This window comes from Mesorhizobium sp. KR2-14 (assembly GCF_040049255.1).
Taxonomy (GTDB): domain Bacteria; phylum Pseudomonadota; class Alphaproteobacteria; order Rhizobiales; family Rhizobiaceae; genus Pseudaminobacter.
Genome location: NZ_JBDZDR010000007.1, coordinates 1 through 26,194 on the forward strand (window position 1 = coordinate 1; position 26,194 = coordinate 26,194).

Genomic DNA, 26,194 nt, shown 5'->3' on the forward strand with positions numbered 1-26,194 from the left:
ATAACGCCATGTCGATCACTCCATAGCCCCCGCTGAAAACACGCGGGGCAAGGTTCAAACATGGGTCACTTCTCGATGGAAATATCCGCTAATCCCGGGTCAGTTCCTGGTGGAAATCAACAATATGGGCGCTAAACGGTCATTCGCCGCTTGAAGGTCTCCGGCGGGTCAGGTGCGGACGTCAGCAGATAAGGCACAGCACCCGGCAGCTACGATTACTTTCGTCATGGGGTATTACAGCGCTGTTCACAATTGCCAACATTTTGGAAAACCATTCTGACAGCCTTGAGCCAACACAGCGCGATGGCGCGTCATGGCAGGCGCGGTCAGGCCTTGGTCGGCGAGCACGGGAGCACACACCGGAGGCGTTCACCCGAATCCTACGGGCATGGCTCGGGCCTTTGACTGCTACGGCCGGGGCGCATAGAGTTCGTTATGGGGTCTTATACGCCTGTTGAGGATTGTTAGCGTGCGGAATTGGCACCGGCGTATTTTAGCGGAGATCGAGGAAGAGCGCGCGGCCGAAGAACGGGCGCTCGAACTGCGCATCGCCGGCGGGCCGCCTGACAAGCGCATCAGCCAGTCGACCTGGGAAAAATGGTGTCGCTACGAATATGTGGTCTGCCCAGGCCAGAAGGGCCGATACGCCTGCGAGCGTGAGACATGCCAGCAAGGCCTGCGCTGCGAGCGCATGGCCTCCATCGGCCTGCTCGGCACCGGCGAGCCGGTCCCGAAACGCGAGCGGGTCCGATGCGGGGCGCGGACGCGGCGGGGGCACCCCTGTGCCATGGCTGTGGTTGCCGGCAAGGCGCGCTGCCGGCTGCATGGCGGGTCATCATCGGGCCCAAAGACGGCCGAGGGCCGCGCCCGCATTGCAGCCGCCCAGAAACGCCGCTGGCAGAAGCTGCGCACCCCACCGCCTGAACCGCTCCCCTCCCAGGAGCCGGTACCAGCTGCAGCCCCGAAACTTGCGCCTCGCGCTCGGCGACCTTGGCGACGTAAAAAGCGCTTTTCTGGCATGGCGCTTTAGGGCCGCGTGCGGCGAGGTTGGCGCTACCGCGCAGGCCGATTGAGGAGCGGACGGCTGTTTTCGATCTACAGCTACACCGGGGGAACTGATAGGCCGCATGCGCGCATCTTCTCGGCTGTACGGAAGACCGTCGCCACTATAGCCGCCGTTTGCTGTCCCGTTCGCCTGCGATTACCCGTCCAATTTTCATGCAATGTGACGGCAATCGCCCATCGCGTCAGTTTCCTTACATTTTGCCCACCTTGCCACCATGCACCGGATTTGGATGAAGGTTTGGATGAAGGCTTGTGTGCTGGCTCCGACCAGGTCGCCGAGGCTACAATCGTGCGCCTGCATGATGGGAGTCTGTTTCCGGTTTCCAAATGTTTCCGGAAACCGGTGAAAAGTCCCTATCGCGCGCGCATATATAGAGGAACTTGCAAGAATTCCGGAAACATTCGGAAACCGGAAACCTTTCTTCGCCGTCCCCTCACCGCTGTTTGAGCCGAACTCCGAAAAAGGCCTTTGTCCCCCAGGCCCTGTCCTGCTTCTTCTGGAAGCCGCGCTTGCGCATAGCGGCACCAAAGGTCTTGATCGAGCCGGGATCTTCGCCTTGCTGCGAGGCGAATGCGCGCCAGTCTTCGTATAGTGATATGGCCTTTTCCTTCAGCGTGACCGATCCGAGCTCGACCTGGCACCGCTCGGCCAGCCAGCTGCCGAACGTGTCCTGTTCCGCGAAATACTCGGCGGTCGCCTCGACCACCGCCTTCGGCCGTGTCAGGCCATCGCGGTGCCAGGCCACGGCCCCTTCGATCATCCACTGCAGAATGGCCGGCCATTCGACCTGCAGCTTCTCCTCGAGCTGGGGATCTGGAGCAGAGGGCTTGCGCGTGAACGCAACCATCACAATCCGCCGCCGCAAAGCGTCGTCCAGGTTCTGGATCGCGGGGGTATGATTGCCGAGGAATGTCAGCTTCCAGGTTGGTTTGTATTCTGTGGAGTTCTCATAGAGCCGCCGCGCCCGGATCGTGTCGGCGCCCGTCACGGCCTTGAGCCGCGCCTCATCCCAGCGCCGGCCCTCATCTGTTTCGGAGGCCGTCACCAGACGCGCGCCGCGCAGTGCAGCGAGCCCCTCGCTGCCTTTGTCGAAATGCGAAGCCGTGAAGGTGTCCATCTGTGCCGTGCGGGCATAATCGCCCATGATGCGCGCCAGAGTATTGACGAGCACGCTCTTGCCGTTGCCGCCGCCACCGTAAAGGAACACCAGGGTGTGCTCCCGCGTGTGCCCAGTCAGGCAGTAGCCGGCCCAACGCTGCAGGAAATCCATCAGCTCGGGATCTCCGCCGGTTGCCACTGTCAGGAACGCCAGCCAGCGCGGGCAATCCGTATGTGCTGGCGCTGGCGCGACGGTGGTCGTCATGCTGATGAGGTCAGCAAGGTCAGCTGGCAGAAGGCGCCCGGTTTTGAGGTCGACGGTTCCGCAAGGGGTCCCAAGCCGGTCGGGGTTCGCGTCCCATCGGTCAGATGGGCAGACGATCGACTGCGTCGTGCGGGCAAAGGTTTCGACGCCCTTGGCAAAGTTGACGCTGCCCACCTTCGCGACTTCCGACAGCGATTTGGCGCGGGCGCTCCCATAATCCCGGACGGCTTCCCGTATCCACGAAAAGACGCGGCCCGTTGAGTCTTGCTCCCAGTAGCTGCCGTTCCAGGTCAGCCACGTCTTCCGGTCAGGATCGTAGCGTATGCGATCTCTGTAGGCGTCGACGAAAACTGTTGCGGCATGATCCTCAGAAATCAGTCCCGTTTCCGTGGCGGGCGATGTGTGCTCCTTTTCGCGCTGCGCCGCATCGGCCGTGCTAGCTTCATGCGACGGGACCGGTCCTCTCAACTGTTCGATGACGCCGAGCGCCTTCAGTTTGTCCTCGGGGCTACTCATAGCTTGCCCCACGCTACCAGGTCGTTGAAGTCCGAACCGATTTCGAGTGGAGTTCGGACCACGCATTCGCGACCCTGTGCCACCCAGCGTGCGGCGCAAGCCTCGGCGGCCCTCTGCCCGGTCCCCGATGCATCATTGTCCACAAACAAGGAGAGCGTCTCGATCCCCGCCAGAACCGGAAACTGAGCCATGGTGCCGGCCGAAAGCGCAGCCCATACCGGCCGGTAGCCGAGACTCATAACGGCAAGCGCGGTTTCAATGCCCTCTGCGATGGCGAGCCCGAGCGTCACTTCCTCGTCGCGGCAGAGCTTGACGCAGGCGCGCCTGGCGTCCCCAAGCATCTTGCGGGGATTGCCGAGGCCGCTGACCTTGGCCTTGCCGCTGCCGTCCGGGACGATTGCCGTGCGATGGATGCCGCGGAACTCGTTGTCGTTGATCCCCACCATTGCGGCCAGCATCGCTGGCAAAAATACAGTCTCACCGCTCTCGAGACGGAATGGGCATTTCGGATGGTAGCGGAGCGCGTGGCCCGTGAAGGCCTCATCCGTCAGCACAAGGGCACGGCCGCGGAGATAGGTCTCAATGCGGGTCCCACCGATCGGCCGCCCCTCGCTCCAAAGCTTCCGAGCATATTCGCGCTTGCAGGCTGCCTCAGGATTGAGGGTGATGGGACGGGTGGGTTGCTGGGGGATTTCGCGCATGAGGCGCTCGTCCTTGCGCTTGGGATCGAAAGCGCGGATCCCGAGCCGCGCGCGGACGTGGTCTCGGCAGGCCTGCCAGTCGTCGCCGGCGAAGGAATAGACGATAAAGCTGTCAGGGGCGTTCTGGTCGAACAAGACCGACAGCGACCGATCGTCGTGCGTGTGCCCGGGTCCGGGGCAAAGGACCGTGTCGCGGCTGTAAGTGTTCCCTCCGAGTAGCTTGGCAGCGGTAGTAATGCTCATGCCGCCACCTCGCCCAGGCAAGGCGATCGCCGGATGGTTCCTGCGGGAACGCTGTGTGGGGAGGCGCTGGTCCAGAACTTCGGACGTGTCAGAGGGTGCGGCGCCATCAGACGCCGCCGCAAATCGCTTGAACATGACCTCGCTTTCAGGCTCGGGCCAAAGAGACTGGTGCCGTGAGCGCGCCGCTATTGACTTTGCGGTCCGGAGGTGGTGCCTGTGCGTCTGTCACAACGATGAGGCTTCCGGAACGGCGACGTTCTGGGGGCCTTTCTCTTTCGCAATTGTTAGTGGAAGGTCGCCTCTGCTGGCCGACTCGAGGGCGACGGACACGCCCTTTGGGAGCGGCTGGATCGGCAGGTGCCGGCCTGCAAACTGGCGGCGCGGATGCCGCCGCTGATGGCGATCGGGTTGGCAGTTTTCGTTTCCGGAGGAGGTTTCTCGCGGGACGGTGAGGAGGCGGACTGCTGCGGGCGCGCTGGGCAAGCAGGCACTGTCGAAATTTGGATCATTGCTGCGAGTACGCTCACTTGCGGATCGAGCTCAGGTAGCAGAGCAATTCATCTCGCATGATGAGCACGCGCCGGCCAGCCTTGAGGCGCGTCAGCTCACCTGTTTCGAACTTTTTATAAAGGAAGCTGCGCGAGAGGCTCGTGATTTCCAGCGCCTGCTGGATCGTCACTGCGAGCGGCAGGTCGTGTTCGCGCTCAGGGGCGCCAGCGGGCGTTTTAGATACCTTAATTGTCAGCTCGGCTGTCCGATTTTTCATTGAGACACCTCACAATTCGTTTTGCGGTGTGTCTCCATATGCGCAGTTAGGTGTTGTCGTCTGTCATAAAATAAGGCCTGAGTTTTTCATGATGCGACGGGCCGCCGAGATCTTGTTGGCCATCTTCCTCACTGCCGCTTCAGACGCTTGGTTGGAAGACAGGGCATCCTTTCGCCCGGCCCTGTGAGCCTCGAGGACGGCCATTCTCTTGGCCACATCGCGATCGCTCACCTTATTTCCCTGCGTCTCCTCAAGCTCCCGCTTCTGCTCTTCGTAATATGCCAGGAAATCTCGCGCCTCGAGCGCCTCATCCCACGCGCTCTTGCGGGGAGCCCCACGTTTAGGAGGGTTGAGTTCCGGGTGTTCTCGCGCGGCCCAAATGACGACCGTCTCCATCCAGCCGTCATGTGACATGTCGATTCCGCGCTTCTCGGCAAACCGGCGGAGGTCTGCCTCACGCTCCAACGATTTTGAGGGATCAAGGCCAGGTGGGAAAAGTCTGTACAGGATGCTCAAGCTTCAGTTCCGTGGGTCACCAGGAAGTGTCGCGCGGCGAGATTGGCCAGCGCGCAATGAATTCGAAAGCGCCCGCGCGAGCGCCTGCCCATACGAGCGCCCGAGCGAGGAGTACGGATGTCGGTATGGGTGCCCGGCCGATGGCCTGCCCTCTCGAGGATCGCTTGCCCACTCACCGCCCCAGATCCATTCACCCTTGTCCATCGGGAGAAGCCTCTCAAATGTGCGGCAGGCGCCCTTCATGCGCCACTCCGTCCCTAGTTATCTCGCATTGAGTAACATATTAGACGGGTGAAACTTGCGCGCATGGCACAAACTACGACATCGTGGATGCCGGGTGACCTTCATGAAGCAGGTGTCCAGCTTGCGAGAGCCGGCCGGAACGCCTTGGCCACGGCAAACTGCCCGGACGTTGGCCGCACAGATCAACGTCCCGGACTCCAATCGGAAAGCACGAAGCGCTCGCCTGTTCTACGCTGCCCTGTCGGTGCTCCTATTGGCGGCATTTCAGTAGTGGTGGGCACTAAGCGGAATTACATTGTCCGGTGTCTGTCCCTCACAGTAATCGGCCCACGCGATCATCAGCCGGCGCCGCTTTTCAATGGCGTCTCCGCGCCGGTAGGCGCGCTCCACGACATTGCCGATCTCATGCGCCAGCGCAGCCTCGGCGATCTCGCGCGGGAAGGTCGTCGCGTCGCCGGCCCAGTCGCGAAAGGAGGAGCGGAAGCCGTGCACGGTGACGTCTTCCACCTTCAACCGGCGCAGCAGCATCTCCATAGCCATGCCCGAAAGCGGACGCCCGACCTTGTGCCCGGGAAAGACATAGGTCGAACCCCGCACGTCATGCAGCGACTTCAGGATGGCGAGCGCCCGCTCCGTCAGCGGCACGCGGTGTTCCTTGCCGGCCTTCATTCGGTTGGCCGGCACCGTCCAGATCGCCCGCTCGAAGTCGATTTCCGGCCACTGCACGCCCAGCACCTCGCCCGAGCGGGCCGCCGTGAGGATGAGAAACTCCAGCGCCCGCGCGGCCATTGCCTCGCTGGCCCGCAGCCGGGTGATCAGTTGGGGTACGTCGCGATAGGGCATCGCAGCATGGTGCCCGCGCGTCAGCCGCTGGCGGGCGGGCAGAACATTCTTCAGATGCCCGCGCCACAAGGCCGGGTTTTCTCCGGTCCGCCAGCCCTTGGCCTTGGCAAAGTCGAGGACGCGCTCGATCCGGCCGCGCAGGCGCGACGCGGTTTCCGCCTTCTCCTTCCAGATCGGGGTCAGCACCTCGAGCACGTCGGCCGTGTCGATCGCGGACACCTTCCGGGTCTGGATCGGCTTGCAGTAGGCCGTCAGGGTCATGCGCCACTGCGCGCGGTGCTTTTCGTTGCGCCACGAGCTTTCCATTGAGGCGAGGAACTGGTCAACGCATTCCGCGAAGGTCGGCTCCGCCTCCTTGTTGCGCTCGATGATCGGATCCCGGCCATCCTCGACCGCAGCCCGGTATTCGACCGCCTTGGCGCGCGCCTTGGCGAGTGTCACGGCCGGATAGGGCCCCAGCCCCATCTCACGGCGCTTGCCGTCACGCACCCACATGAAGAGCCACGACTTCGACCCTGATGGTGCCACGTTGAGATAGAGGCCGCCGCCGTCACTGTGCCGCCCCGGCTTCTTCACGGCCTTTGCCGCGGCGTCGGACAATTTGTGTAGTGCTCGAGTCATCCCCACTTCCTTCCCCACTTACGAGTGGGGATCATAGCGCATCGCAGAGGACATTTGGAGACATTAGAGATCGCCATTGCCTCGGATTGCTGGATTTGAGGAACACCTAGAAACTCAGAAGGACGTTAGTATGGCGGACTCCCTCTCCGCCATACAATTTCCATCTGATTGATACCCAACCGCTTTTGGCGCTGATCGCCAGCTCTCTCCGGCTTGGCGCAGGCGACACTTCGCCCAGGCATTTGATCCGCAATAATCCTTGGCATAGGGACAGGCTGGTCCAATCTTTCGCCGCTCTTATCGTGTTGACTAAGTGTTAAACCGATTTAAGTTCGCGCGCGCCAACGCCTCTTGCGGAATCCGTTCATGTCTTCCACCCAGATCCTTGAAACTGCCAGGCGCGGCCGCTGGGCTGTGGCGGCGATGTTTTTCGCCAACGGGTTCCTGACCGGCAGCTGGGCGCCGCAGATCCCGCTGTTCCTGCCCCGGCTCGGCATCAGCCCATTCACGCTTGGTCTGCTGATCCTTGCCTTCGGTCTGGGCGCGCTCACGGCGATGCCATGGTGCGGCTATCTCATCGGTCGGCACGGTTCGCGCAAGGTGCTCAGGATCTTCTCCGTTGTGGCGACCGTCGGTCTGCTGCCGGTCGCGCTGGCGCCGAACGTGCCGTTCGCGGCACTGGCCATGTATGTCTTCGGCGCGGTCATCGGCGGCATGGATGTCACCATGAACGCCAATGCGGTGGCGGTGGAGCGCAAGCTCTCGCGCGCCATCATGTCGTCCTCGCACGGTTTCTGGAGCCTGGGCGGCTTTGCCGGCGGCGGCCTTGGCGGCCTGGCGATCCAGCTTTACGGCCATGCTGCCCACGCCGTCCTGGTGACGGTGGTGGCACTTGTCATCGTCGCGCTGGCGTTGCGCCATATCATGGCCGAGGACAAGCCGGTGGTGCGCGAGCACCGCAAACTATCCTTGCCGTCCAATCCGTTGATCTATCTGGTCGGCCTCGTCGCGCTGTTCTCCATGGTGCCGGAAGGCACGGTGCTCGACTGGGCTGCGCTCTACCTGCGTGAGGAACTCGGCGCGGATATCGCCACCGCGGGCTTCGCCTTCGCCGGTTTCTCGGCGACGATGGCTTCCATGAGGTTTCTCGGCGATGGCGTGCGCAACCGTTTCGGCGCCGTGCGCACGCTTCGCATTTCGAGCCTTATCGCCGCCGCCGGCATGCTCACGGCCGGCCTTGCCACGTCGCCCTGGATGGCGATCTGCGCCTTCACCTTTGCCGGGCTTGGCGTTGCCAACATGGTGCCGATCGCCTTCTCGGCCGCCGGCAACCAGCGCGGCATGTCGCCCGGCGCCGGCATGAGCGTGGTGACCGTGATGGGCTATTCGGGCATCCTGGTGGCGCCGTCGGCAATCGGCTTCGTCGGCGAGCATACCGGTTTCGCCCCGATCTTCGTTGCCATGTCCTGCCTGCTGGTGGTGGTCTGCCTCATGGCTGGCCTGGCGCGCGGGGCCGATTTCATGCCCGCGTCTCAACCGGCCGAATAGCGCTTCAAAGCCACAAAAAGGAAGTCCGCTACCCGCCTGATGCGAAGGCTGCTCCGCACGTCGCGATGCATGGCCAACCACATGGGCAGCACGGGTAGCTGGAGGTCCGGCAGGATTGCCTCGACCAGCGGGTCGGCCCGCACCAGCGACTCCTGGGCGAAGCCGATCCCATTGCCCATGCGTATTGCCTCCCAAAGCACGATCTGGTTGTCGGTGCGGAAACGAAAGGCGTGGCGGTCGAGCTTGACCCCCAAGGCGGCGAAGCCCTTGATGATCTCGTCACCACGGTCGTAGCCGACCAGGTCGTGTCCGACGAGATCGTAGGCGTTCTTGGGCGTTCCGCGCCGCGCCAGGTAACTCTTTGCCGCACAGGCGCAAAGGGGGAGGTCGGCCACCTTGCGCGCCAGAAGTTCGTTCTGCGTTGGCTCGACCATGCGCAGAGCAATGTCAGCGTCCCGGCGCAGCAGGTTCTCGATCTGGTTCGAGGCGACGATCTCGACCTCTATGCCCGGCTCCTCGATGCCCAGCCTGGCAAGCATGTCGGGCAGCACGTAGGCCGCAACGATCTCGCTTGCCGCTATGCGGACCGTGCCTTCGATGGCCTCGACCGACCCAAGCGCCAGGCGCGAAAAGGCGGTCGCTTCCTCATGCACGGCCCGCCCGCGCTCGAACAACAGGCTGCCGGCCTCGGTCAGAACATAGCCCTGCCGACCGCGCCGGAAGAGCGTGACGCCCAGCGCCTGCTCGAGTTCGGCGATGTGGCGGCCGAGCGTCGGCTGGCTGGCGGCAAGTTGCCGTGCGGCAGCCGAAAGGCTGCCTGTCTCGGCGACGGCCACGAAGCTTCGGATGAGGTTCCAGTCGATCTCGTTCATATTCGAAAGTGAATAACGACGTGCCGATTTCAGTCAATTTCAATTCGACTATGCATGGAACATATGAAGGTTACTCACACAAACACGAGTGACCGAAATGACCAAAATCGCAATTCTAGGCGCCCGCGGCCGGCTTGGCCGCATGGTGGCCAACGCCTTTCTCGACGCCGGCTATGAGGTGCGGGCGGTGACCCGCGACGGCAAGCTGCCGCCGGAACTCTCCGGCGCGGAAGCTGTCGCCGCCGACGCGCTCGACAGGCAGTCGCTGATCCGCGCCACGCAAGGCGTGGACATCGTCTTCAACGGGCTGAGCCCGATCTATTCCGACTGGAGCACCTGCCTGCCCATGGCGGAAAACGTGATGGCCGCCTGCCACGCCAACCTCGCCCTGCACCTGTTCCCGGGCTCGGTCTACAATTTCGGATCGCCGATGCCGGCGGTCATCACCGAGGAAACTCCGCAGCACCCTTCCACCGAAAAGGGCCGCATTCGGGTCGCGATGGAAGACCTGTTTCGCAGTGAGGCCGCCGCCGGCCGGGTTCGCACCACTTTGCTCCGCGCCGGAGATTTCTTTGGCGGCAAGGGCGCGGGATCGTGGTTCGACCTGGTCGTGGCCTCCAAGATCGCGAAGGGCGTCTACACCGCGCCGGGTCCGGTCGATCTCGTGCACGAGTGGACCTATCTGCCGGATTTCGCGGCCGCCTTCGTCGCACTGGCCGAAAAGCACGACCTGCTGGGCGCTTATGAAAACCTGAATTTCCCGGGCCATGCCGTGACCGACCTGCAGATGAAGGCGGCGGCCGACAAGGCTGTCGGGCACACGCTGAAGCTTGCATCGATGCCTTGGTGGGTGCTGCGGGCTGGCAGCCCGTTCGTGCCGATGTGGAAGGCCATCCTGTCGATGTCCTATCTGCGCTTCGAGGAACACCGACTGGCGTCGATGCGGCTGGAAGGCATTATCGGAACTGTCCCGCACACACCGTTGGACGAGGCCGTGGCGCAGGCGCTCGCCGATCTTGTTACCGCGGGAGAAGTGCGCCGGCAGGCGGCGTGAACTCGTTTCTAAAAGACAAGGACGCCCGGAGCACAATTGCTGCGGGCGTTCTTTTGACGAGACGGTCAGACGCGGCCCGTCAGCAACAGGATCACCAGAACGATCAACAAAATACCGACGATGCCGGAGGGGCCATAACCCCAGCCGCGTGAATAGGGCCACGCCGGAAAGGCGCCGACCAGGATAAGGATCAGGATTATGATCAGCAGTGTGGATAGCGTCATGAGTGTCTCCCTCCATTGAAAAGTTTCAATGGGTTGACAATGCTTGACGGGAATTGTGGTTCCCTGCGCGCCGGCCGGAGCAGAACTCGCGGCCGGCGAGACGTGCCGCACGCCGTCCAGGCGGCGTACGGCGCGGGCGCATCACTCCGCGGCCTTGGGATAGGCAACCCCGCCGGAGCCGACGGCCGGTTCCGTGGTTGCCCCGGCCGCATTTTCGGCCTTGCCGCCGCGGCGGAACACCCGGCCGAGGAAGCGGCTGACGCGGCTGTTCTTGCTGCGCGTGAACACCATCAGCATCGCCGGCGTGACGATCAGCGTCAGGACTGTCGCGAAGGACAGGCCGAAGACGATGGCGCTCGACAGCGAGATCCACCACTGCGTCGACGGGGCATTGATCGTGGTCTCGTGATGGAAGATTTCCAGCCCGAGGCCGAAGGCGATCGGCAACACGCCGAAGATGGCCGAAAGCGCGGTGAGGACGACAGGGCGGGCGCGCTCGCGGCAGGTCTGCAGCACCGCTTCCATCTTGTCCCAGCCCTCGTGGCGCAGGCGGTCGTAGGTGTCGATCAGCACGATGTTGTTGTTCACCACCACGCCGGCCAGCGCGATCACGCCGATGCCGGACATGACGATGCCGAAGGGCTGGCCGGTGATGAGCAGCCCCAGGAACACGCCGATGGTCGACATGACCACGCAGGAAAGAACCATCATCACGCTGCCGAACTTGTTGAACTGCGCCAGCAGCACGATGAAGATCAGGAACAGCGCCGCACCGAAGGCCTTGCTCAGGAACTCGCCGGCCGCCTTGCTTTCCTCGTCCTGGCCCGCAAGCTTCCAGCGTATGCCGGGCAGGTCCATCTTCTTCATCGCCTCGGTCACCTGCGCCTGCGCCGCTGCCGGCTGCACGCCGCTGGCGACGTTGGCCTGCACGACGATGGTGCGCTGGCCGTCGATGCGGTTGAGGATGCCGATCTTCGGCTCGGGTTGGCGGGTGACGAAGTTCGAGATCGGCACCGACCCCTGCGCGGTCTCCACCCGAAGCTGGTCGAGCGTCGACAATGTGCGGCGGTCCTCCGGAAGCCGCAGGCGGATGTCGACGGCGTCGTCCGCGCCGGCGGGGCGGTAATCCGACAGCTTCAGGCCGGTGGTGACGAGCTGAACGACCGAACCGACCGCAAAGGGGCTGACGCCATATTGCGCGGCCTTGCTGCGGTCGATCTTCAGCGCCCAGTCGATGCCGGGCGGCGGCAGGCCATCCGAGACGTCGATGACGCCGGGGATGGTCTTCAGCATTGCCGCGACTTCGCGCGCCTTGTCGTTGAGCCCGGTCGGGTCGACAGCCGAAAGTCGCACCTGGATCGCCTTGCCGGTGGGCGGCCCGGCCTCGGGCACCTGCACTTCCACGCTCACGCCCGGAATGCCGGCCATGGCGGTACGCAATTCGTCCAGAACTTCGTGTGCCGGCTTGCGCTCGCGCCAGTCGACGAATTCGTACTGGATCACGCCGACAACATCCTCGTCGACATTGTTGCCGCCGCCGGTGGTCTTGCCGGCCCGCGTATAGACGGACTTCACGCCCGGCCAGCCCAGGATGCGCTTCTCCGCCTGGCTGACAGCCGCGTCCATCTCCGCCAGCGAAAGGTTGCCGCGCGCATGGACGTAGAGCAGGCCGTATTCCGGCTCGACGCTGGGGAAGAATTCCACCCCCTTGCCCTTGTGGGCGTAGACCCAAGGCACCGCGACCAGCAGGGCGGCCGCCAGCATCAGCGTGCTGATCGGATGGCGCACGGCAAGCTTGACCGTGTTCATGTAGAGGCCGTCCTTGTGCTCCGGCTCGTGGTGCGCCTTGCCGAAGATCGCGCCCAGCGTCGGCGTAAACACCAGCGCATAGAGCATCGAGGCCGACAGCGTCACGATCAGCGTGATCGGCATGTATTTCATGAACTCGCCGACGATGCCCGGCCAGAACAGCAGCGGCGAGAAGGCGGCGATGCGGGTCATGGTGGCGGCGATGACGGGGCCGGCCATGCGGTTTGCCGCCAGCGCGTAGGCTTCCTTCTTGTCCATGCCCTCGGCCATGCGCCGCTCGGCAAATTCGGTGACGATGATGGCATCGTCGACCAGCATGCCGACCGCAAGGATCAGGCTGAACAGCACCACGATGTTGACCGTGAAGCCGGCCAGCGAGAGCAGCAATATTCCGAGCAGGAACGAGGTCGGGATCGCCAGGCCGATCAATATGGAGGCGCGGCCTGAGAGCGCGTAAAGTATGATGATGAACACCAGGATGACGGCGATCATCACATGGTTCTGGAGGTCGCCGAGCAACTGCCGGATTGAGGTCGACTTGTCCTGGCTGTAGGACACGACGCTGCCCTCGGGCAGCTTCTTGGCGAACTCATCGGCCACCACCTTCACCGCGTCGACCGTCTCGACCAGATTGGCGCCGACGCGCTTCTTGACCTCGATGGCGATAGCCGGCTTGCCGTCGAGACGGGTGATGGTCTCGGCGTCCTTGTAGGTCGAACGGACGGTGGCGACATCCTGGGCCCGCACCACGGCGTTGGGGCCGGCCACGATCGGCAGGTTTGCGATGTCTTCCGGCGTTTCGATCAGCGACGGCACCTTGATCGCATAGCGACCTTCCGCGCCCTCGATATTGCCGGCGGCGACCAGGCTGTTGGAGGCGTTGACGCCCTGAATGAGCTGGTCGAGGCGCAGGCCGTAGGAGGTGAGCTTGACCGGGTCGATGATGACCTCGACCAGGTCGTCGCGAGCGCCCCGCAGGTCCGCCTGCAGCACGCCCGGAACTTCCTCGATGCGATCACGCAATTCGCGCGCCGCCCCGGTCAGCGTGCGCTCGGGCACGTTGCCGGCGAGCGTGACCACCAGAACCGGAAATTCCGACAGGTTGACCTCGTTTACGGTCGGTTCTTCCGCGCCTTGCGGCAGGTCGCGCTTGGCGTCCTGAACCTTGGCGCGGACGTTTTCCAGCGCGTTGGAAAGGTCTGCGCCGGCATTGAACTCGACGAGCACGTAGCCGCCGCCCTGGTAGGCGGCCGAGCGCATCTCCTTGACGTTGGAGAGGCTCTTCATCCGGGTCTCGACCGGCCTCAGCAGCAGCCGCTCGGAATCCTCCGGCGAGATGCCGTTATAGGCCAGGCTGACATAGATGATCGGAATCTTGACGTCCGGTTCGGCTTCCTTGGGGATCGACTGATAGGCCAGCGCGCCGGCGATCAGGAAGAACACCATAAAGGAAAGCGTGAGCCGCGCATTGCGGATTGCGTAGCCGACGATACCCATTGTTGTAACCTTTATCGTGTGGGCAGGTGTTCTGCCGGCCCTACTGAACGCTTCCGGTCACTTCGCCGGCCAGCTTCTTGATCGTTTCGGCGTCTGCCTCGACGGCCTCGACCTCGTCGCCCTCGCTGACCAGGTCCTGGCCGGCGACGATGATGCGGGCTTCCGTCGGAATTCCGCCGAGCACCAGCCCGTTGGGCGTATCGTCCACCAGGTCGATCGGGTGGAACGTGACCTTGCCCTCCTGGTCGACAGCGCGGATGCCGAGGTCGCCATTGTCGCTCAACGTCACCACCGAACGCGGCAGGATGACCGCGTCGGCGGGTTTCGCGCGCAGGGTGATCTCGGCCGTCATGCCAGCCGGTATCGCACCGTCGGCATTCGGCACGTCGACTTCGAGGCGGAATGTGCGCGTCGGGGCGGAGGCGTCGCGGCTGATGTAGCGAACGGTGCCCTTGACGGTCTGGCCATCAACCAGCTTCACCTGCGCCTCGTCGCCGAGCTTCACATAGCTCAGGTCGCGTTCGCTGATCTCACCCTTGGCGACGATGGGATCGAGGCTGAGAATGGTTGCGACTTCGCCACCGGTCATGATCGAGCTGCCGAGCTCGACCGGCAGGCGGTCGATGACGCCGTCGAACGGCGCCTTGACCTCGGTGCGCGCAAGCTCTGCCTGGGCGGCCTCGAGCTGCGACTTGGCGGCTGCCAGCGCGGAGCGGGCGATGTCGCCCTGAAGCTTGGGCGAGTTGCCGGACTTGACCAGGCGCTCCTGGGCTTCCGCTTCCGCCTGCCGCTGCGCGACCAGCTGGCGCGCAGTTTCCACGGCGGCGGTCTTTTCCTCGGCATCCAGCATCAGCACCAGGTCGCCCGCCTTGACGTGCTGTCCCTGCTTGACCGGCAGCTTGGCGATGATGCCGCCTGCGCGGGTTGCAAGAACCGCGCGCTTGTCGGCCGCGGTCTGGCCAGACATGCGGATGGCGCGGGCATGCTGCGTGCGCGGCGGCGTGATCACCGCCACCGTCCTCACCGGCGGCTTGACCTGCTCCGCTTCCGCGGGCTTCTTGTCATTTTCGGCTGCCGCGCTGCCGACCGATGAAAATTCGCCCGTGCCCATCCAGACTGCAAAGCCGATGAGCACGCCGATAGCGGCAAGCTTGTGAAACCTAAACCTGGCCATGATCAATTCCAATATTTGGGTCCCCGGCGAGACCACGGTCGTTTGCAGGCGTGCCGCTCTATAAGGGGTCCGTTCCCCGGACGATTCAATCGGTTTATCCACCTAAGCCGACAGGCGGCGGTTTCTACATCAAAGTCCAGACGCAAAACAGTCAGAAAAATTCATCGACCGACAATTACTGACAATGGGTTGTCAGGAACCTCGCTTCACACAAGAGTCTCCGAAAGACGCTTATCTTTCGACATAGCCGACATGTCGGCGAAATATTTCCGGCTGCAAGAGCTCGACCGGGCCCTTCGCATACGAATGTTACCTAGAGCTTGCATCATGCGATCCCCTCTCCAGGAAATCGATGGTTCAGGCGAACCTGACCTGCTTGTTCAAGGGCAATTCACGGATCCGCTTGCCGGTAAGGGCGAAGACTGCGTTGGCGAGCGCGGGGAGCGAAGGCGGCGTCCCGACCTCACCGACACCACCCATCTCGGGCGCGTTCTCCAGAATGGCGACCTCGAATTGCGGGCACTGAGACATGCGCATTACGTCGAAATCATGGAAATTCGACTGCTCGACCATGCCCTCTGCAAAAGTAATCTCCTGCCCCATCGCAGCCGACAGGCCGAAAACGGCGCCCGAGGTAAGCTGCGCCTCAATGATGCCGGGGTCGAGCGCGGTGCCTACATCGGCGGCGATCCAGACCTTTTCGATGCGGATACCTTGCGGCGTTTCGGCGATCTGCACCGCCTGGGCCACCCAGCTTCCGAAACTCAGCGCGAAGGCAAAGCCCTTCGCCTTGCCGCTCGGCAGCGTCTCGCCCCAGTGCGACATGGCTGCGACCTTCTCAACCACTTTCACGGCAGTGGGATAGGCCGCCATCAGCCGCTTGCGAAGTTCGACCGGATCGATGCCCCCGGCCGTCGCAATCTCGTCCATGAACGCTTCGTGGAAGAAGCCGTTGATGGAATTGCCTACCGAACGCCAGAAGCCGACCGGTACGGCAAGCGCGGCCTTCACGCCGGAAACCCGATAGTTCGGGATCTGGTAGGGCTGGTTGAACAGACCGTCGGTCAGCGTCTTGTCGGGGCCGAGCGCCGAAAGCATCGGATAGAAGCGCGGCAGCACGCTGGCCATGATCGAGGGCGAGACCACCTTCAGGTCCACCGCCACCGGCATGCCGGCCTCGTCCAGCCTCGCGCGGAAGCGGCCAAGTGCTGCCGGGCGATAGGTGTCGTGCGTGATGTCTTCGTCGCGCGTCCAGGTCACCTTCACCGGCCGCCCGTCGGCGACCTGCGCGAGCTTGGTGGCATAGAGCGCGTAATCCGCCTCCAGCCGCCGCCCGAAGCCGCCGCCGAGATAGGTCACGTGGACGTTGCACTTTGCCTCGCCGATGCCGGCCTCGCGGGCGCAGACAGTGCGCAGCAGCGACGGCGCCTGGTTCGGCACCCAGATATCGAGCACGCCATCCTTCAGGCGCGCCGTAGCGTTCATCGGCTCCATTGCCGCGTGCGCCAGGAACGGCACCTGATACTCCACCTCGACCAGCCTCTCGCGCGGCGCGTCGGCGAATTCGTTCTCGACATTGCCGTCGTCGCGCATCACCGAGCCGTTTCCGGCCGCGGCATTGACCAGAACCTGCCACATCCCGGCGCTGTCGGCGGGGTAGGGGGCCTGGCCCCATTCCGCCTTGACCGCATCGGCCGCCCGGAAGGCGTGCCATGTCGTCTTCGCGATCACGCCGAAACCGTTGCCGAGATGCGTGCGGATCGGCACGACCTTTATGACGCCGGGCATCTTCTCGGCTTCGGACGCATCGATCGAGACGAGCGCGCCGCCGAGACGCGGGTTCATGCGCACGGTGCCGAAGACCATGTCGGGCAGATCGACATCGATGCCGAAGATCGGCTGCCCGGTGACCTTGGCGAGCATGTCGGTGCGCATCTGCGGCTTGCCGAGCAGGCGCCACTCGCCGCGCTTGCGCAGCGCAATGTCTGCCGGCGGCGCAAGCTTCGCGGCAGCCGCGGCAAGAGCCCCATAGGTCATGCTCCTGCCGGACGCGGGATCCGTGACCTTGCCGTCCCCCGTAGTCAGTGTGGATGCGGCGACGCCGAATTCCCTTGCCGCCGCCGCCTTCAGCATCTCGCGGGCGGCGACACCGGCACGGCGCATCTTGTCGAAGGCATCGATGGTCGTGGTCGACCCGCCGGTCGCCTGCACGGCCAGGAACTTGCCGATAACGGCCATGCCGTCGCGAGCCAGTTTGGCCAGCGTGGACTGGTCGAACACCGGGAAGGGCAAGCCGTCGGTCAGAAGGGCGATGTTGGCATAGGCGGAAGCCACCGGCCCGTGCTCGACCTTGACGGCAGCCAGGTCGACGTCGAGCTCCTCCGCCACCAGTGCCGCCAGCGTCGTTTCCACGCCCTGGCCCATCTCCGCGCGCGGCGCGATCACGGTTATCGTGTTGTCGGGCGCGATCTTCACATAGGGGTTGAAGGTGGTCTCGCCGTCGGACAGATCGCCCTCGAGCGGGTTGGGGAAGGGTTTGCGATAGCTGTAGTAACCGAAGGCGACGCCGCCGGCGACTGCGGCGGCTCCGATAAGGAAGGTGCGCCGTGCAATCTTTCCGACCATGTCAGGCTCCCGCCTTCAGCGATGCCGCGCGCTTGATGGCCGCGCGGATGCGTGGATAGGTGCCGCAGCGGCACAGATTGCCGCTCATCACCTCGTCGATATCGGCGTCGGTCGGCTCCGGCGTATGCTCGAGCAGCGCCACGGCGCTCATGATCTGGCCGGTTTGGCAATAGCCGCATTGCGCGACCTGCTCTTCCAGCCAGGCCTGCTGGACCGGGTGCAGTTTACCATCCGTCGAAAGGCCCTCGATGGTGGTGATGGCACCGTCCACCTGGCCGACCGGCAGCGTGCAGGAGCGCACCGCCTCGCCGTTGATGTGCACCGTGCAGGCGCCGCAGGCGGCAATGCCGCAGCCAAATTTCACGCCTCTCTTGCCGGCAAGGTCGCGCAGCGCCCACAAGAGCGGCATGTCGGGATCGGCATCGATCTCGATCGGCTTTCCGTCAACCACAAGGCGCATGGCAGTTCCTTCCTGAACTTGCGACTTTCGAAACTAGCATGTCATGAGTTTCGAAAGTCCCTCCGCCAACCTTGAGGCATCCGGCTAAGCCGCCGTCCACCCGCCGTCGACGGAAAGATGGGTCCCGTTGACCTGGGCTGCCGCGTCGGAGCAGAGGAACACCGTGGCGGCGCCGATCTGCTCGACGGTCACGAATTCCTTGGTCGGCTGCTTGTCCAGCATCACTTCGCGGATCACGGTTTCGCGGTCCATATGGTGCGCCTTCATCTGGTCGGGAATCTGCGCCTCGACCAGCGGCGTCAGCACATAGCCCGGGCAGATGGCGTTGCAGGTGATGCCGAAGGTCGCGACCTCCAGCGCCACTGTCTTGGTAAGCCCCATGATGCCGTGCTTGGCCGAAACATAGGCCGACTTGAACGGCGAGGCGACGAGGCCGTGGGCGGAGGCGATGTTGACGATGCGTCCCTTGCCCTGCTTCTTCATGAGCGGGATGGCAGCCGCGATGGTGTGGAAGGCCGAGGAAAGGTTGATGGCGATGATCGCATCCCATTTCTCGATCGGAAAATCCTCCACCGGCGCGACATGCTGGATGCCGGCATTGTTGACGAGAATGTCCACCGAGCCGAAACGTTCGGCTGCCTTGTCCACCAGCGCGCGGCATTCGGCCGGTTTCGACATGTCGGCCTGTATGTAGACAGCCTCGACCTTGTGGTCCCCGGCAATCCCCTTGGCTGTCGCATGGTCGCTTTCCGTGTCGGAAAAGGAATTGACGACGATGTTGCAGCCTTCTGCCGCCAGCGCATGGGCGATTGCGAGGCCGATGCCCGAAGTGGAGCCGGTTACGATGGCGGTCTTCCTGGCGCTCATTGCGTGCGTCCTTTGTCCGAGGGTGCGATCCCATTCTATATATTGAAGTGCAGCAAGTTTGCGAACAGCGCCTTGTCGCGAGGTGTCGTGGCACCTAGTGTCGCCGCCGGCATGAAAGCGGAGTTTGGAATGCGTTTCGAAGGCACTTCGGCCTATGTCGCCGAAAAGGATCTGATGGTGGCCGTAAATGCGGCGATCGCACTGGAGCGGCCGCTGCTGGTCAAGGGCGAACCCGGCACCGGCAAGACCGAGCTCGCCAAGCAGGTGGCCGCGGCCCTTGGCCTCGATCTCCTCGAATGGCACATCAAGTCCACCACCAAGGCGCAGCAGGGCCTTTACGAATATGACGCCGTCTCGCGCCTGCGCGACAGCCAGCTCGGCGACGACCGCTTCAACGACATCAACAACTACATCCGCCGCGGCAAGCTGTGGGAAGCCTTTGCAGCCGACCGCAAGGTGGTGCTGCTGATCGACGAGATCGACAAGGCCGACATCGAGTTTCCCAACGATCTCTTGCAGGAACTCGATAAGATGGAGTTCTTCGTCTACGAAACCGGCGAGACGATCCGCGCGGAGCACCGCCCCATCGTCATCATCACCTCCAACAACGAGAAGGAGCTGCCCGACGCCTTCCTGCGCCGCTGTTTCTTCCACTACATCCGCTTTCCGGATGCCGAGACGCTGGCGAAGATCGTCGAGGTTCACTATCCGGGCATCAAGCAGAGCCTGGTGCGCGCGGCGTTGACGCAGTTCTACGAGGTGCGCGAGGTGCCGGGGCTGAAGAAGAAGCCGTCCACCTCCGAGGCGCTCGACTGGATCAGGCTGCTGGTGGCCGACGATGTCGATCCGGCCGACCTGCGCGCGGACCCCAAGAACGCGCTGCCCAAGCTGCATGGCGCGCTGCTCAAGAACGAGCAGGACGTGCATCTGTTCGAGCGCCTGGCGTTCATGGCGAGACGGCAGGGATAGGGGGCCGCGAAGCCGCCGGGTGAGGGGCAGGCCAGCGGTTTTCGTTATCTGGCCCGTTGGCGTTGAAACGATGCTCGGGCAGGCTGCCGCATTCAGTTAACAACCACGGAAAGCGACAGCCGATGAGCGACGTCACCATCCGCCCTCTCCAGCAGGCCGACCATGACGAGTGGCGGCGCCTCTGGACAGCCTATCTCGAATTCTACAAGGCGACTGTTTCGGAAGAGGTCTACCAGACCACCTGGAAGCGCCTGTTCACCAATGGCGAGTTCGAACCCAAAGGCTTCCTTGCTCTGATTGACGGCAAGCCGGTAGGGCTGGTGCACTATCTCTACCACCGCTCATGCTGGTCGATCGTGAACAACTGCTACCTGCAGGACCTGTTCACCGCGCCGGAAACGCGCGGCAAGGGCGTGGGCGCGGCGTTGATCGATGCGGTCAAGCAAGAAGCGGCCAAGATCGGCGTGGCCAATGTCTACTGGATGACGCACGAAACCAACGCCACCGCGCGCAAGCTCTACGACCGCGTCGCGCGACAGACCGGCTTTATCGAATACGATCTGCTCTAGTTCCCGCCGGCTGCTGTCGGTTCTCGTGTCGCGGCAAGCTAGCTCGATTTTGCCGCGACCCAGCGGTGCCAGTCGTCCTCGCTGCCGTGGAAGACGTTGAGGTCGATCTTGCCGTCCACGCCCTGCGAGAGGCCCGAGCCCGAATACTGCCAGAACACCCACTTCCGTCCCGGATAGACCTTTGACGGATGCTCCGCCACTGCGCGCAGCCAGAATGGATAGTCCGGGAACGCGCCCTGGAGGTTGTCGCGATAGAAGTCCGGCGCGGTGTAGATGATCGGACGCTGGCCGTAATGGCGTTCCAGCTTGTCCATGAACACCTGCATCTTCTCGCGGATCGTCTCGGGCGACAGCCGCCGCTTGCAGCTCGATTCACCGTTGTATTCGACGTCGATGACCGGTGGCAGCGCGCCCGGTTCCCTCGGAACGTTGCGGATGAACCAGTCGGCCTGCTCGCCGGCGGTGCGGCACCAGTAGAAGAAATGATAGGCGCCGCGCTTCAGCCCGGCTTCGTGGGCGGCGCGCCAGTTCTTCCTGAACATCGGATCGAGATGGTCGCCGCCGTCGGTCGCCTTGATGAAGGCGAAGTTCGCGCCCTGCGTGCGCAGCTTCGGCCAGTCGATGTCGGCTTGCCACCGGGAAACGTCGACGCCGTGGACGGCGAGCGCCCGCGGCGAGGCCTTGCCGAAATTGATCGGCTTGGCGTCGCGGAAGCGGTGGCCGTAGATCTTGCCCCGCCCATGCGGCCTCGCGCCGGTGGACGGCTTGGCCGGCACCACGAACGCCGCCGGCTTCGCCGAGGGAATGGGCAACTCCGGCTCTGGCCTGGGAGGCAGCAGCGCCATCGGCACGGGCATGGGCGCGGCCATTGCCATCTGCGCCGGTGGCATCGTTTCCACCGAGATCGTCGGCACCTGCTGCTCCGCGACCGCCGGCCCCACATCTGCCGACGGGACGGGGCTGCTTGGCCTGGTGACGGAATTCGTCGTCTCGCGAGATGGCGGCTGAACCTGCGCCATCAGGTCGGCCAGGCCGGAACTGGATGAGCAGCCGGCAAGCGACATGCACGCCAAGAGAATTGCTGACACGCCTGAGAAACGCATAGGAACCCGCACGCAAAACAGAATCGACGGCGAAATCGGCGCCATCGGAACCCACTGCCCGAATTGCTAACGGGAAATTACCAAGAAAGACTGAATCCGAATTTTTACCAATGTGGCGCCGCACCGATTCGGGAACCGCGGCTTGCCTCGACGGCTTATGCGACGCAAAGTGAAAGCATGTTCATACCCTTCTTCCTCGAGCTCAAGGCAGCCAAGGTCCCGGTTTCGCTGCGAGAATACCTGTCGTTGCTCGAAGGCATGCAGGCGGGCCTGGTCGACTATGATGTCGAAGGTTTTTACTACCTCGCACGCTCGGCGCTGGTGAAGGACGAGCGGCATATCGACCGCTTCGACCGGGTCTTTGCGCATGTCTTCAAGGGCGTGGAGGCGGTGTCGGGCGAGGGGGCTGTCGACGTCGCCAACATTCCGGAGGAATGGCTTCGGCGGTTGGCCGAAAAGCACCTGACCGAGGAAGAGAAAAAGCTGGTCGAGGCGCTGGGCGGCTTCGAGAAGCTGATGGAGACGTTGAAGCAGCGGCTGCAGGAGCAGCAGGGGCGGCATCAGGGCGGCTCGAAATGGATCGGCACCGGCGGCACTTCGCCCTTCGGTGCCTATGGCTACAATCCCGAGGGCGTGCGCATCGGCCAGCACGAAAGCCGCCATCGCCGCGCGGTGAAAGTGTGGGACAAGCGCGAGTTCCGCAACTTCGACGACGCCGTTGAGATCGGCACACGCAACATCAAGGTGGCGTTGAAGCGCTTGAGGCGCTGGGTGCGGGAAGGGGCGGATGAAGAATTCGACCTGCCCGGAACCATCCATGCCACGGCCGAGCATGGCTATCTCGACGTGCGCACGCGCCCCGAACGACGCAACGCCGTGAAGCTGCTGATGTTCTTTGATGTCGGCGGCTCGATGGACGACCATATCCAGGTGGTCGAGGAGCTGTTTTCGGCGGCGCGGGCCGAATTCCGGCAGCTCGAATATTTCTATTTCCACAACTGCCTCTATGAGGGCGTCTGGAAGGACAATCGCCGCCGCTACTCCGAGACCGTCTCCACGCTCGACGTGCTCCACAAATACGGACACGACTACAAGGTGATCTTCGTCGGCGACGCATCGATGAGCCCCTATGAGATCACCTATGCGGGCGGCTCCGTCGAGCACTGGAACCTCGAACCCGGCGCGCTGTGGCTGCAACGCGTGCTCCAGCAATGGCCGAACGCGGTCTGGCTCAACCCGACGGCCGAAAAGCACTGGAGCTATACGCATTCCATCGGCATGATCCGCGAGATTTTTGCGGGCCGCATGTATCCGCTGACGCTTTCGGGGCTGGAAAGCGCGACCAGGGAGCTGTCAAGGAAGCACTGAGCACCAGCGAAATGCCCTCGGCCTTTGCAGCGGGCAGGCTGCGGCACTACATTTCGGCTCGGACTGTCGAAAATCGAGCCGGCGATTCAGGGAGTTTGAGAAAATGGACGAACATCGCTTTCCGGTGACGCGCACCGACGCGGAATGGCGCGCGCTTTTGACGCCGGAGCAATATGCGGTCATGCGCGGCCATGGCACCGAGCGGCCGGGCAGTTGTGCGCTGCTTCACGAGAAGCGCGCCGGCACCTTCACCTGCGCCGGCTGCGACCAGCCGCTGTTTGAATCGAAGCTGAAATTCGAGAGCGGCACCGGCTGGCCAAGCTTCAACGACCCGGTAGAAGGCTCGGTGGAAACCACCGTCGACCGCAGCTACGGCATGGTCCGCACGGAGGTGCATTGCGCGCGCTGCGGCAGCCATCTCGGCCACGTCTTCGAGGACGGCCCGCCGCCGACGGGCCTGCGGTACTGCATCAATGGCGTGGCGCTGAACTTCCAGCCGGCGTGACGACATGGCCGGGCCCATCCCAGCGGAAAGGATTAGGCTCAAGCGGGCCTATGAGCCGCCGACTTCCGGGGATGGCATTCGCATCCTGGTCGATCGGCTCTGGCCGCGCGGCGTCGCCAAGGCAGACGCCGCAATCGACGAATGGCTGAAGGAAATCGCCCCGAGCACCGAACTGCGCCAATGGTTCGGCCACGATCCTGAAAAGTGGGAAGAATTCCGCCGCCGCTATCGCGCCGAACTCACTGCGCGCGGCGCCGAACTGGATCGTCTGCGCAATCTGGCCCACAAGGGTGCCCTGACGCTGGTCTATGCAGCCCATGACGAGGAGCACAACGATGCAGTCGTGCTGCGCGAAGTGCTGCTGGAATGAGCGCTGACTGTGCCCCGCTAGGCATCGGCCCGCGTGCGCGGCACCTAGGGTAATCAGGCTCGCGAAGGGAACACTGCGCTGGCAACTGCGTCTGCCGTGCCAAGGCGTTTGGGCGCTAATCCCGGCGCGCCGGTTGGAAGAGTTCCACCAGGTTTCCGGATGGATCGACCAGAAGAACCTGCGATCCGCCCGGCCCCGACACGATGTCGTTGCGCAGGCGCACGCCGGCAGCCTTGAGGCGAGAGACCTCGGAGGCAATATCCTCGACGATCAGATGGATGCGGTTCCAGCCGCCGGGCCGGGGTTGCTCGCCATCGGCCATGGGCCTGCCGGCGGAGCTGGTCGGCCCGCTCAGCAGCAGCCGCAACGAACCGCGCCGAACGTCGGCGAAGGCCGGGCTCTGCTTGAAGGCGAGCGTGAACCCGAGATGCGCGGTGTACCACGCGACCGCGGCTTCGACGTCATCGACGATGTAGCGGACGCTGACGGTATCGGCTGCCATGTTGCCTCCTGTTGCCACTTCATGGTCCACCTCAATGACTGATGTCGCTGTCAGACGCAATCGGCACCAGCAGTCACTGGCACCGCCGAGGCTGCCGCGCACACGTTTGTATGGCGGCAGCCTGATTGGTGGGGTCAGCTGTGGCGGATCTCGGTGCCCAGCACTTTCAGGCATTCCCGGATGAATGCGGCGAGCGCGGTCCAGCCCTTGGCCGACACCATCGTTCCATCGACATAGGCTTCCGTCGGCGACAGGTCGATATAGGTGCCGCCGGCAAGGGTTACCTCCGGCTCGCAGGCGCCGAGGGCCCCGACCTTCTTTCCGCGCACCACGCCGTCCACTGCAATCAGGATCTGAACGCCGTGGCAGATGGTGAAAATGGGCTTTTGTTCCTCGTGGAAGTGACGGACGATCGCCTGGACCCGCTTGTCCGTGCGGATGTATTCCGGGCCGCGCCCGCCGGCGCAGTAGACCGCGTGATACTGGTCGAGCTGCCGTTCGGCTTCCGAGAATGTCTTGTTGATCAGGGCGTAGTGACCCAGTTTTTCCGTATAGGTCTGGTCGCCTTCGAAGTCGTGCAGCGACGTCTTGATCAGGTCGCCGGCATTCTTGTCGGGGCAGACGACATGTACGGTGTGTCCCACCGCTTCCATGGCCTGCTGGAATACGTAGATCTCGTACTCCTCGGTGAATTCACCGGTCAGCATCAGTATTTTCTTGCCTGGCAAAATGAAGTCCTCCTCCAGTTCGGGTATGCGGGACGGCAAAGCCACCGTCCCGCTTTTGGTTGGGTGCTCAGAAGGGTGAATCCGGGAAGTAGAATTCCTCGGCGTTCTGCTGGGTGATCAGCGGCGCGTCGAGCTTGACGGCGCCGCGCACCGGCGCATGCCCCACGAGATTGGCGACGGTCATGTAGACGGCCGTCTTGATCATCGACGGCGGATAGGGCGTCTCGACCGGCGTCACCGGATCGCCGTCGATGACCTTCTTGACGATTTCCTTCATGCCGTTGCCGCCAAGCGCATACTTGATCTCGCTGCGTCCCGATTCCTTGACGGCCTCGAGCACGCCAAGCAGCATGTCGTCGTCATTGGCCCAGACCGCATCGATATGCGGATATTTGGCCAGATAATCCTGCATCAGCTTGAAGGCGTCATCGCTGTTCCAGTTGGCATACTGGATATCCAGGATCTTGAGGTCGGAGCCTTCGATGCCTTCCTGAAAACCTTTGATGCGTTCGTCGTCGATGACCGTCGGGATGCCGCGAAGCACCACGAGATTGCCCTTGCCACCGAGCTTGTCGACCAGATACTTCGCCGTGTTCTTGCCCACGGCGATATTGTCGCCGGCGACATAGAGGTCCTGGATGGTCGGGTCGTTGAGGCCGCGGTCGACGACCGTGATGAAGGTGCCCGCGTCCTTGACGGCCTTCACCGGCATCGTCAGCTCCTCGGAGGTGTGCGGGAGAATGACCAGCGCATCGAGCTTGCGGCCCGCCGAGAGATCTTCAAGCGCACTCACCTGCGCGCTGGCCGACGGCGAGGTCTTCACGACCACTTCTACCGTGTCCGCAAAGGCGGCATTGATTTCCTTGGCCGCAGCCTGTGCGTGGTAGACAACGCCCGCGGTCCAGCCGTGGTCGGCTGCCGGGATCGACACGGCGACGACCTTCTTCTCGGCCGCCCAGGCCTGCCCGGCGACCAGCAGTGCGCCCAGCGCGGCCGTCGCAATCCAACTTGCTCTCAACATTGATACCTCCCTTTGAAATGGACCGATTGAAAACGGCACCCGCCTGGTCCG

24 protein-coding genes are annotated in these 26,194 nt (G+C 63.5%); 7 read left to right on the top strand and 17 right to left on the bottom strand.

Features of this window, described 5'->3' with window-relative positions; genetic code table 11:
* Nucleotides 1-493: 493 nt before the first annotated feature.
* The 6 genes from ABLE86_RS17155 to ABLE86_RS17180 all read right to left on the bottom strand — a co-directional run bounded on the left by ABLE86_RS17155 (nucleotide 494) and on the right by ABLE86_RS17180 (nucleotide 6,878).
* Entirely contained in the window at nucleotides 494-826 is a 333-nt protein-coding gene (locus tag ABLE86_RS17155) for a hypothetical protein (protein ID WP_348780189.1), read from the bottom strand.
* A gap of 673 nt (nucleotides 827-1,499) precedes the next feature.
* Nucleotides 1,500-2,945, bottom strand: a complete 1,446-nt coding sequence (locus ABLE86_RS17160) for a phage/plasmid primase, P4 family (RefSeq protein WP_348780190.1) — start codon at nucleotides 2,943-2,945, stop codon at nucleotides 1,500-1,502.
* On the bottom strand, nucleotides 2,942-4,024 hold the full coding sequence (locus ABLE86_RS17165; RefSeq protein ID WP_348780191.1) for a toprim domain-containing protein: 1,083 nt from the start codon (nucleotides 4,022-4,024) through the stop codon (nucleotides 2,942-2,944). The genes ABLE86_RS17160 and ABLE86_RS17165 overlap by 4 nt, the downstream gene beginning before the upstream one ends.
* 388 nt (nucleotides 4,025-4,412) lie before the next feature.
* The gene (locus tag ABLE86_RS17170; protein WP_348780192.1) at nucleotides 4,413-4,655 is read right to left on the bottom strand and encodes a hypothetical protein; all 243 of its coding nucleotides are present in this window, start codon (nucleotides 4,653-4,655) and stop codon (nucleotides 4,413-4,415) included.
* A 63-nt stretch (nucleotides 4,656-4,718) separates the two neighbouring features.
* Entirely contained in the window at nucleotides 4,719-5,171 is a 453-nt protein-coding gene (locus tag ABLE86_RS17175; protein ID WP_348780193.1) for a hypothetical protein, read from the bottom strand.
* A gap of 507 nt (nucleotides 5,172-5,678) precedes the next feature.
* Entirely contained in the window at nucleotides 5,679-6,878 is a 1,200-nt protein-coding gene (locus tag ABLE86_RS17180) for an integrase arm-type DNA-binding domain-containing protein (RefSeq protein WP_348780194.1), read from the bottom strand.
* Nucleotides 6,879-7,244: 366 nt separating this feature from the next.
* Here ABLE86_RS17180 and ABLE86_RS17185 point away from each other — a divergent pair, with 366 nt between their 5' ends.
* Nucleotides 7,245-8,426 carry an MFS transporter gene (locus ABLE86_RS17185; protein WP_348780195.1) on the top strand — a complete coding sequence of 394 codons (1,182 nt, stop codon included), beginning with the start codon at nucleotides 7,245-7,247 and terminating at the stop codon, nucleotides 8,424-8,426.
* Here ABLE86_RS17185 and ABLE86_RS17190 read toward each other — a convergent pair.
* Complete coding sequence (locus ABLE86_RS17190) at nucleotides 8,411-9,298, bottom strand: LysR family transcriptional regulator (RefSeq protein ID WP_348780196.1); 888 nt, start codon at nucleotides 9,296-9,298, stop codon at nucleotides 8,411-8,413. The genes ABLE86_RS17185 and ABLE86_RS17190 overlap by 16 nt on opposite strands.
* 97 nt (nucleotides 9,299-9,395) lie before the next feature.
* On the opposite strand from ABLE86_RS17190, the gene ABLE86_RS17195 reads away from it, so the two are divergent.
* Nucleotides 9,396-10,352, top strand: coding sequence for an NAD-dependent epimerase/dehydratase family protein (locus ABLE86_RS17195; protein WP_348780197.1), 957 nt, complete (start codon nucleotides 9,396-9,398; stop codon nucleotides 10,350-10,352).
* Nucleotides 10,353-10,417: 65 nt separating this feature from the next.
* Here the strand turns inward: ABLE86_RS17195 and ABLE86_RS17200 are convergent, their stop codons facing one another.
* The 6 genes from ABLE86_RS17200 to ABLE86_RS17225 form a co-directional block, all read right to left on the bottom strand.
* Nucleotides 10,418-10,576 (bottom strand): DUF3309 family protein, encoded by a 159-nt coding sequence (locus ABLE86_RS17200; RefSeq protein ID WP_348780198.1) that lies wholly within the window; start codon nucleotides 10,574-10,576, stop codon nucleotides 10,418-10,420.
* Nucleotides 10,577-10,717: 141 nt separating this feature from the next.
* On the bottom strand, nucleotides 10,718-13,882 hold the full coding sequence (locus ABLE86_RS17205) for an efflux RND transporter permease subunit (RefSeq protein WP_348780199.1): 3,165 nt from the start codon (nucleotides 13,880-13,882) through the stop codon (nucleotides 10,718-10,720).
* Between the two features lie 40 nt (nucleotides 13,883-13,922).
* Nucleotides 13,923-15,056, bottom strand: a complete 1,134-nt coding sequence (locus ABLE86_RS17210; RefSeq protein WP_348780200.1) for an efflux RND transporter periplasmic adaptor subunit — start codon at nucleotides 15,054-15,056, stop codon at nucleotides 13,923-13,925.
* 357 nt (nucleotides 15,057-15,413) lie between these two features.
* On the bottom strand, nucleotides 15,414-17,681 hold the full coding sequence (locus tag ABLE86_RS17215; RefSeq protein ID WP_348780201.1) for a molybdopterin cofactor-binding domain-containing protein: 2,268 nt from the start codon (nucleotides 17,679-17,681) through the stop codon (nucleotides 15,414-15,416).
* Between the two features lies 1 nt (nucleotide 17,682).
* The gene (locus ABLE86_RS17220; protein WP_348780202.1) at nucleotides 17,683-18,141 is read right to left on the bottom strand and encodes a (2Fe-2S)-binding protein; all 459 of its coding nucleotides are present in this window, start codon (nucleotides 18,139-18,141) and stop codon (nucleotides 17,683-17,685) included.
* A gap of 84 nt (nucleotides 18,142-18,225) precedes the next feature.
* The gene (locus ABLE86_RS17225) at nucleotides 18,226-19,008 is read right to left on the bottom strand and encodes a 3-hydroxybutyrate dehydrogenase (RefSeq protein WP_348780203.1); all 783 of its coding nucleotides are present in this window, start codon (nucleotides 19,006-19,008) and stop codon (nucleotides 18,226-18,228) included.
* 129 nt (nucleotides 19,009-19,137) lie between these two features.
* Between ABLE86_RS17225 and ABLE86_RS17230 the strand changes: the two genes are divergently transcribed.
* Both ABLE86_RS17230 and ABLE86_RS17235 read left to right on the top strand, forming a co-directional pair.
* Nucleotides 19,138-19,977 (top strand): MoxR family ATPase, encoded by an 840-nt coding sequence (locus tag ABLE86_RS17230; protein ID WP_348780204.1) that lies wholly within the window; start codon nucleotides 19,138-19,140, stop codon nucleotides 19,975-19,977.
* Between the two features lie 122 nt (nucleotides 19,978-20,099).
* The gene (locus ABLE86_RS17235; protein WP_348780205.1) at nucleotides 20,100-20,546 is read left to right on the top strand and encodes a GNAT family N-acetyltransferase; all 447 of its coding nucleotides are present in this window, start codon (nucleotides 20,100-20,102) and stop codon (nucleotides 20,544-20,546) included.
* 38 nt (nucleotides 20,547-20,584) lie between these two features.
* Here the strand turns inward: ABLE86_RS17235 and ABLE86_RS17240 are convergent, their stop codons facing one another.
* Entirely contained in the window at nucleotides 20,585-21,649 is a 1,065-nt protein-coding gene (locus tag ABLE86_RS17240) for a GH25 family lysozyme (RefSeq protein ID WP_348780206.1), read from the bottom strand.
* 177 nt (nucleotides 21,650-21,826) lie between these two features.
* On the opposite strand from ABLE86_RS17240, the gene ABLE86_RS17245 reads away from it, so the two are divergent.
* From ABLE86_RS17245 to ABLE86_RS17255, 3 genes are all read left to right on the top strand, one after another.
* Nucleotides 21,827-23,017 (top strand): VWA domain-containing protein, encoded by a 1,191-nt coding sequence (locus tag ABLE86_RS17245; protein WP_348780207.1) that lies wholly within the window; start codon nucleotides 21,827-21,829, stop codon nucleotides 23,015-23,017.
* A gap of 103 nt (nucleotides 23,018-23,120) precedes the next feature.
* Complete coding sequence (gene msrB / locus ABLE86_RS17250) at nucleotides 23,121-23,522, top strand: peptide-methionine (R)-S-oxide reductase MsrB (RefSeq protein WP_348780208.1); 402 nt, start codon at nucleotides 23,121-23,123, stop codon at nucleotides 23,520-23,522.
* A gap of 4 nt (nucleotides 23,523-23,526) precedes the next feature.
* Nucleotides 23,527-23,892, top strand: a complete 366-nt coding sequence (locus ABLE86_RS17255) for a DUF488 domain-containing protein (protein WP_348780209.1) — start codon at nucleotides 23,527-23,529, stop codon at nucleotides 23,890-23,892.
* A gap of 115 nt (nucleotides 23,893-24,007) precedes the next feature.
* Here ABLE86_RS17255 and ABLE86_RS17260 read toward each other — a convergent pair whose 3' ends face one another.
* The 3 genes from ABLE86_RS17260 to ABLE86_RS17270 form a co-directional block, all read right to left on the bottom strand.
* A complete protein-coding gene (locus tag ABLE86_RS17260; RefSeq protein ID WP_348780210.1) occupies nucleotides 24,008-24,394 on the bottom strand; it encodes a VOC family protein in 387 nt (128 codons plus the stop codon).
* Between the two features lie 134 nt (nucleotides 24,395-24,528).
* A complete protein-coding gene (locus tag ABLE86_RS17265) occupies nucleotides 24,529-25,122 on the bottom strand; it encodes a DJ-1/PfpI family protein (RefSeq protein ID WP_348780211.1) in 594 nt (197 codons plus the stop codon).
* Between the two features lie 67 nt (nucleotides 25,123-25,189).
* Nucleotides 25,190-26,143, bottom strand: a complete 954-nt coding sequence (locus ABLE86_RS17270; protein WP_348780212.1) for a substrate-binding domain-containing protein — start codon at nucleotides 26,141-26,143, stop codon at nucleotides 25,190-25,192.
* Between the last annotated feature and the right edge of the window lie 51 nt (nucleotides 26,144-26,194).

Coding starts and splice junctions, on each gene's coding strand:
- ABLE86_RS17235 (WP_348780205.1), top strand. CDS start 20,100: ATGAGCGACGTCACCATCCGCCCTCTCCAGCAGGCCGACCATGACGAG.
- ABLE86_RS17230 (WP_348780204.1), top strand. CDS start 19,138: ATGCGTTTCGAAGGCACTTCGGCCTATGTCGCCGAAAAGGATCTGATG.
- ABLE86_RS17170 (WP_348780192.1), bottom strand. CDS start 4,655: ATGAAAAATCGGACAGCCGAGCTGACAATTAAGGTATCTAAAACGCCC.
- ABLE86_RS17200 (WP_348780198.1), bottom strand. CDS start 10,576: ATGACGCTATCCACACTGCTGATCATAATCCTGATCCTTATCCTGGTC.
- ABLE86_RS17255 (WP_348780209.1), top strand. CDS start 23,527: ATGGCCGGGCCCATCCCAGCGGAAAGGATTAGGCTCAAGCGGGCCTAT.
- ABLE86_RS17260 (WP_348780210.1), bottom strand. CDS start 24,394: ATGGCAGCCGATACCGTCAGCGTCCGCTACATCGTCGATGACGTCGAA.
- ABLE86_RS17195 (WP_348780197.1), top strand. CDS start 9,396: ATGACCAAAATCGCAATTCTAGGCGCCCGCGGCCGGCTTGGCCGCATG.
- ABLE86_RS17245 (WP_348780207.1), top strand. CDS start 21,827: ATGTTCATACCCTTCTTCCTCGAGCTCAAGGCAGCCAAGGTCCCGGTT.
- ABLE86_RS17240 (WP_348780206.1), bottom strand. CDS start 21,649: ATGCGTTTCTCAGGCGTGTCAGCAATTCTCTTGGCGTGCATGTCGCTT.
- ABLE86_RS17210 (WP_348780200.1), bottom strand. CDS start 15,056: ATGGCCAGGTTTAGGTTTCACAAGCTTGCCGCTATCGGCGTGCTCATC.
- ABLE86_RS17180 (WP_348780194.1), bottom strand. CDS start 6,878: ATGACTCGAGCACTACACAAATTGTCCGACGCCGCGGCAAAGGCCGTG.
- ABLE86_RS17215 (WP_348780201.1), bottom strand. CDS start 17,681: ATGGTCGGAAAGATTGCACGGCGCACCTTCCTTATCGGAGCCGCCGCA.
- ABLE86_RS17270 (WP_348780212.1), bottom strand. CDS start 26,143: ATGTTGAGAGCAAGTTGGATTGCGACGGCCGCGCTGGGCGCACTGCTG.
- ABLE86_RS17190 (WP_348780196.1), bottom strand. CDS start 9,298: ATGAACGAGATCGACTGGAACCTCATCCGAAGCTTCGTGGCCGTCGCC.
- ABLE86_RS17160 (WP_348780190.1), bottom strand. CDS start 2,945: ATGAGTAGCCCCGAGGACAAACTGAAGGCGCTCGGCGTCATCGAACAG.
- ABLE86_RS17220 (WP_348780202.1), bottom strand. CDS start 18,141: ATGCGCCTTGTGGTTGACGGAAAGCCGATCGAGATCGATGCCGATCCC.
- ABLE86_RS17185 (WP_348780195.1), top strand. CDS start 7,245: ATGTCTTCCACCCAGATCCTTGAAACTGCCAGGCGCGGCCGCTGGGCT.
- ABLE86_RS17155 (WP_348780189.1), bottom strand. CDS start 826: ATGCAGCCGGCAGCGCGCCTTGCCGGCAACCACAGCCATGGCACAGGG.
- ABLE86_RS17165 (WP_348780191.1), bottom strand. CDS start 4,024: ATGTTCAAGCGATTTGCGGCGGCGTCTGATGGCGCCGCACCCTCTGAC.
- msrB (WP_348780208.1), top strand. CDS start 23,121: ATGGACGAACATCGCTTTCCGGTGACGCGCACCGACGCGGAATGGCGC.
- ABLE86_RS17225 (WP_348780203.1), bottom strand. CDS start 19,008: ATGAGCGCCAGGAAGACCGCCATCGTAACCGGCTCCACTTCGGGCATC.
- ABLE86_RS17205 (WP_348780199.1), bottom strand. CDS start 13,882: ATGGGTATCGTCGGCTACGCAATCCGCAATGCGCGGCTCACGCTTTCC.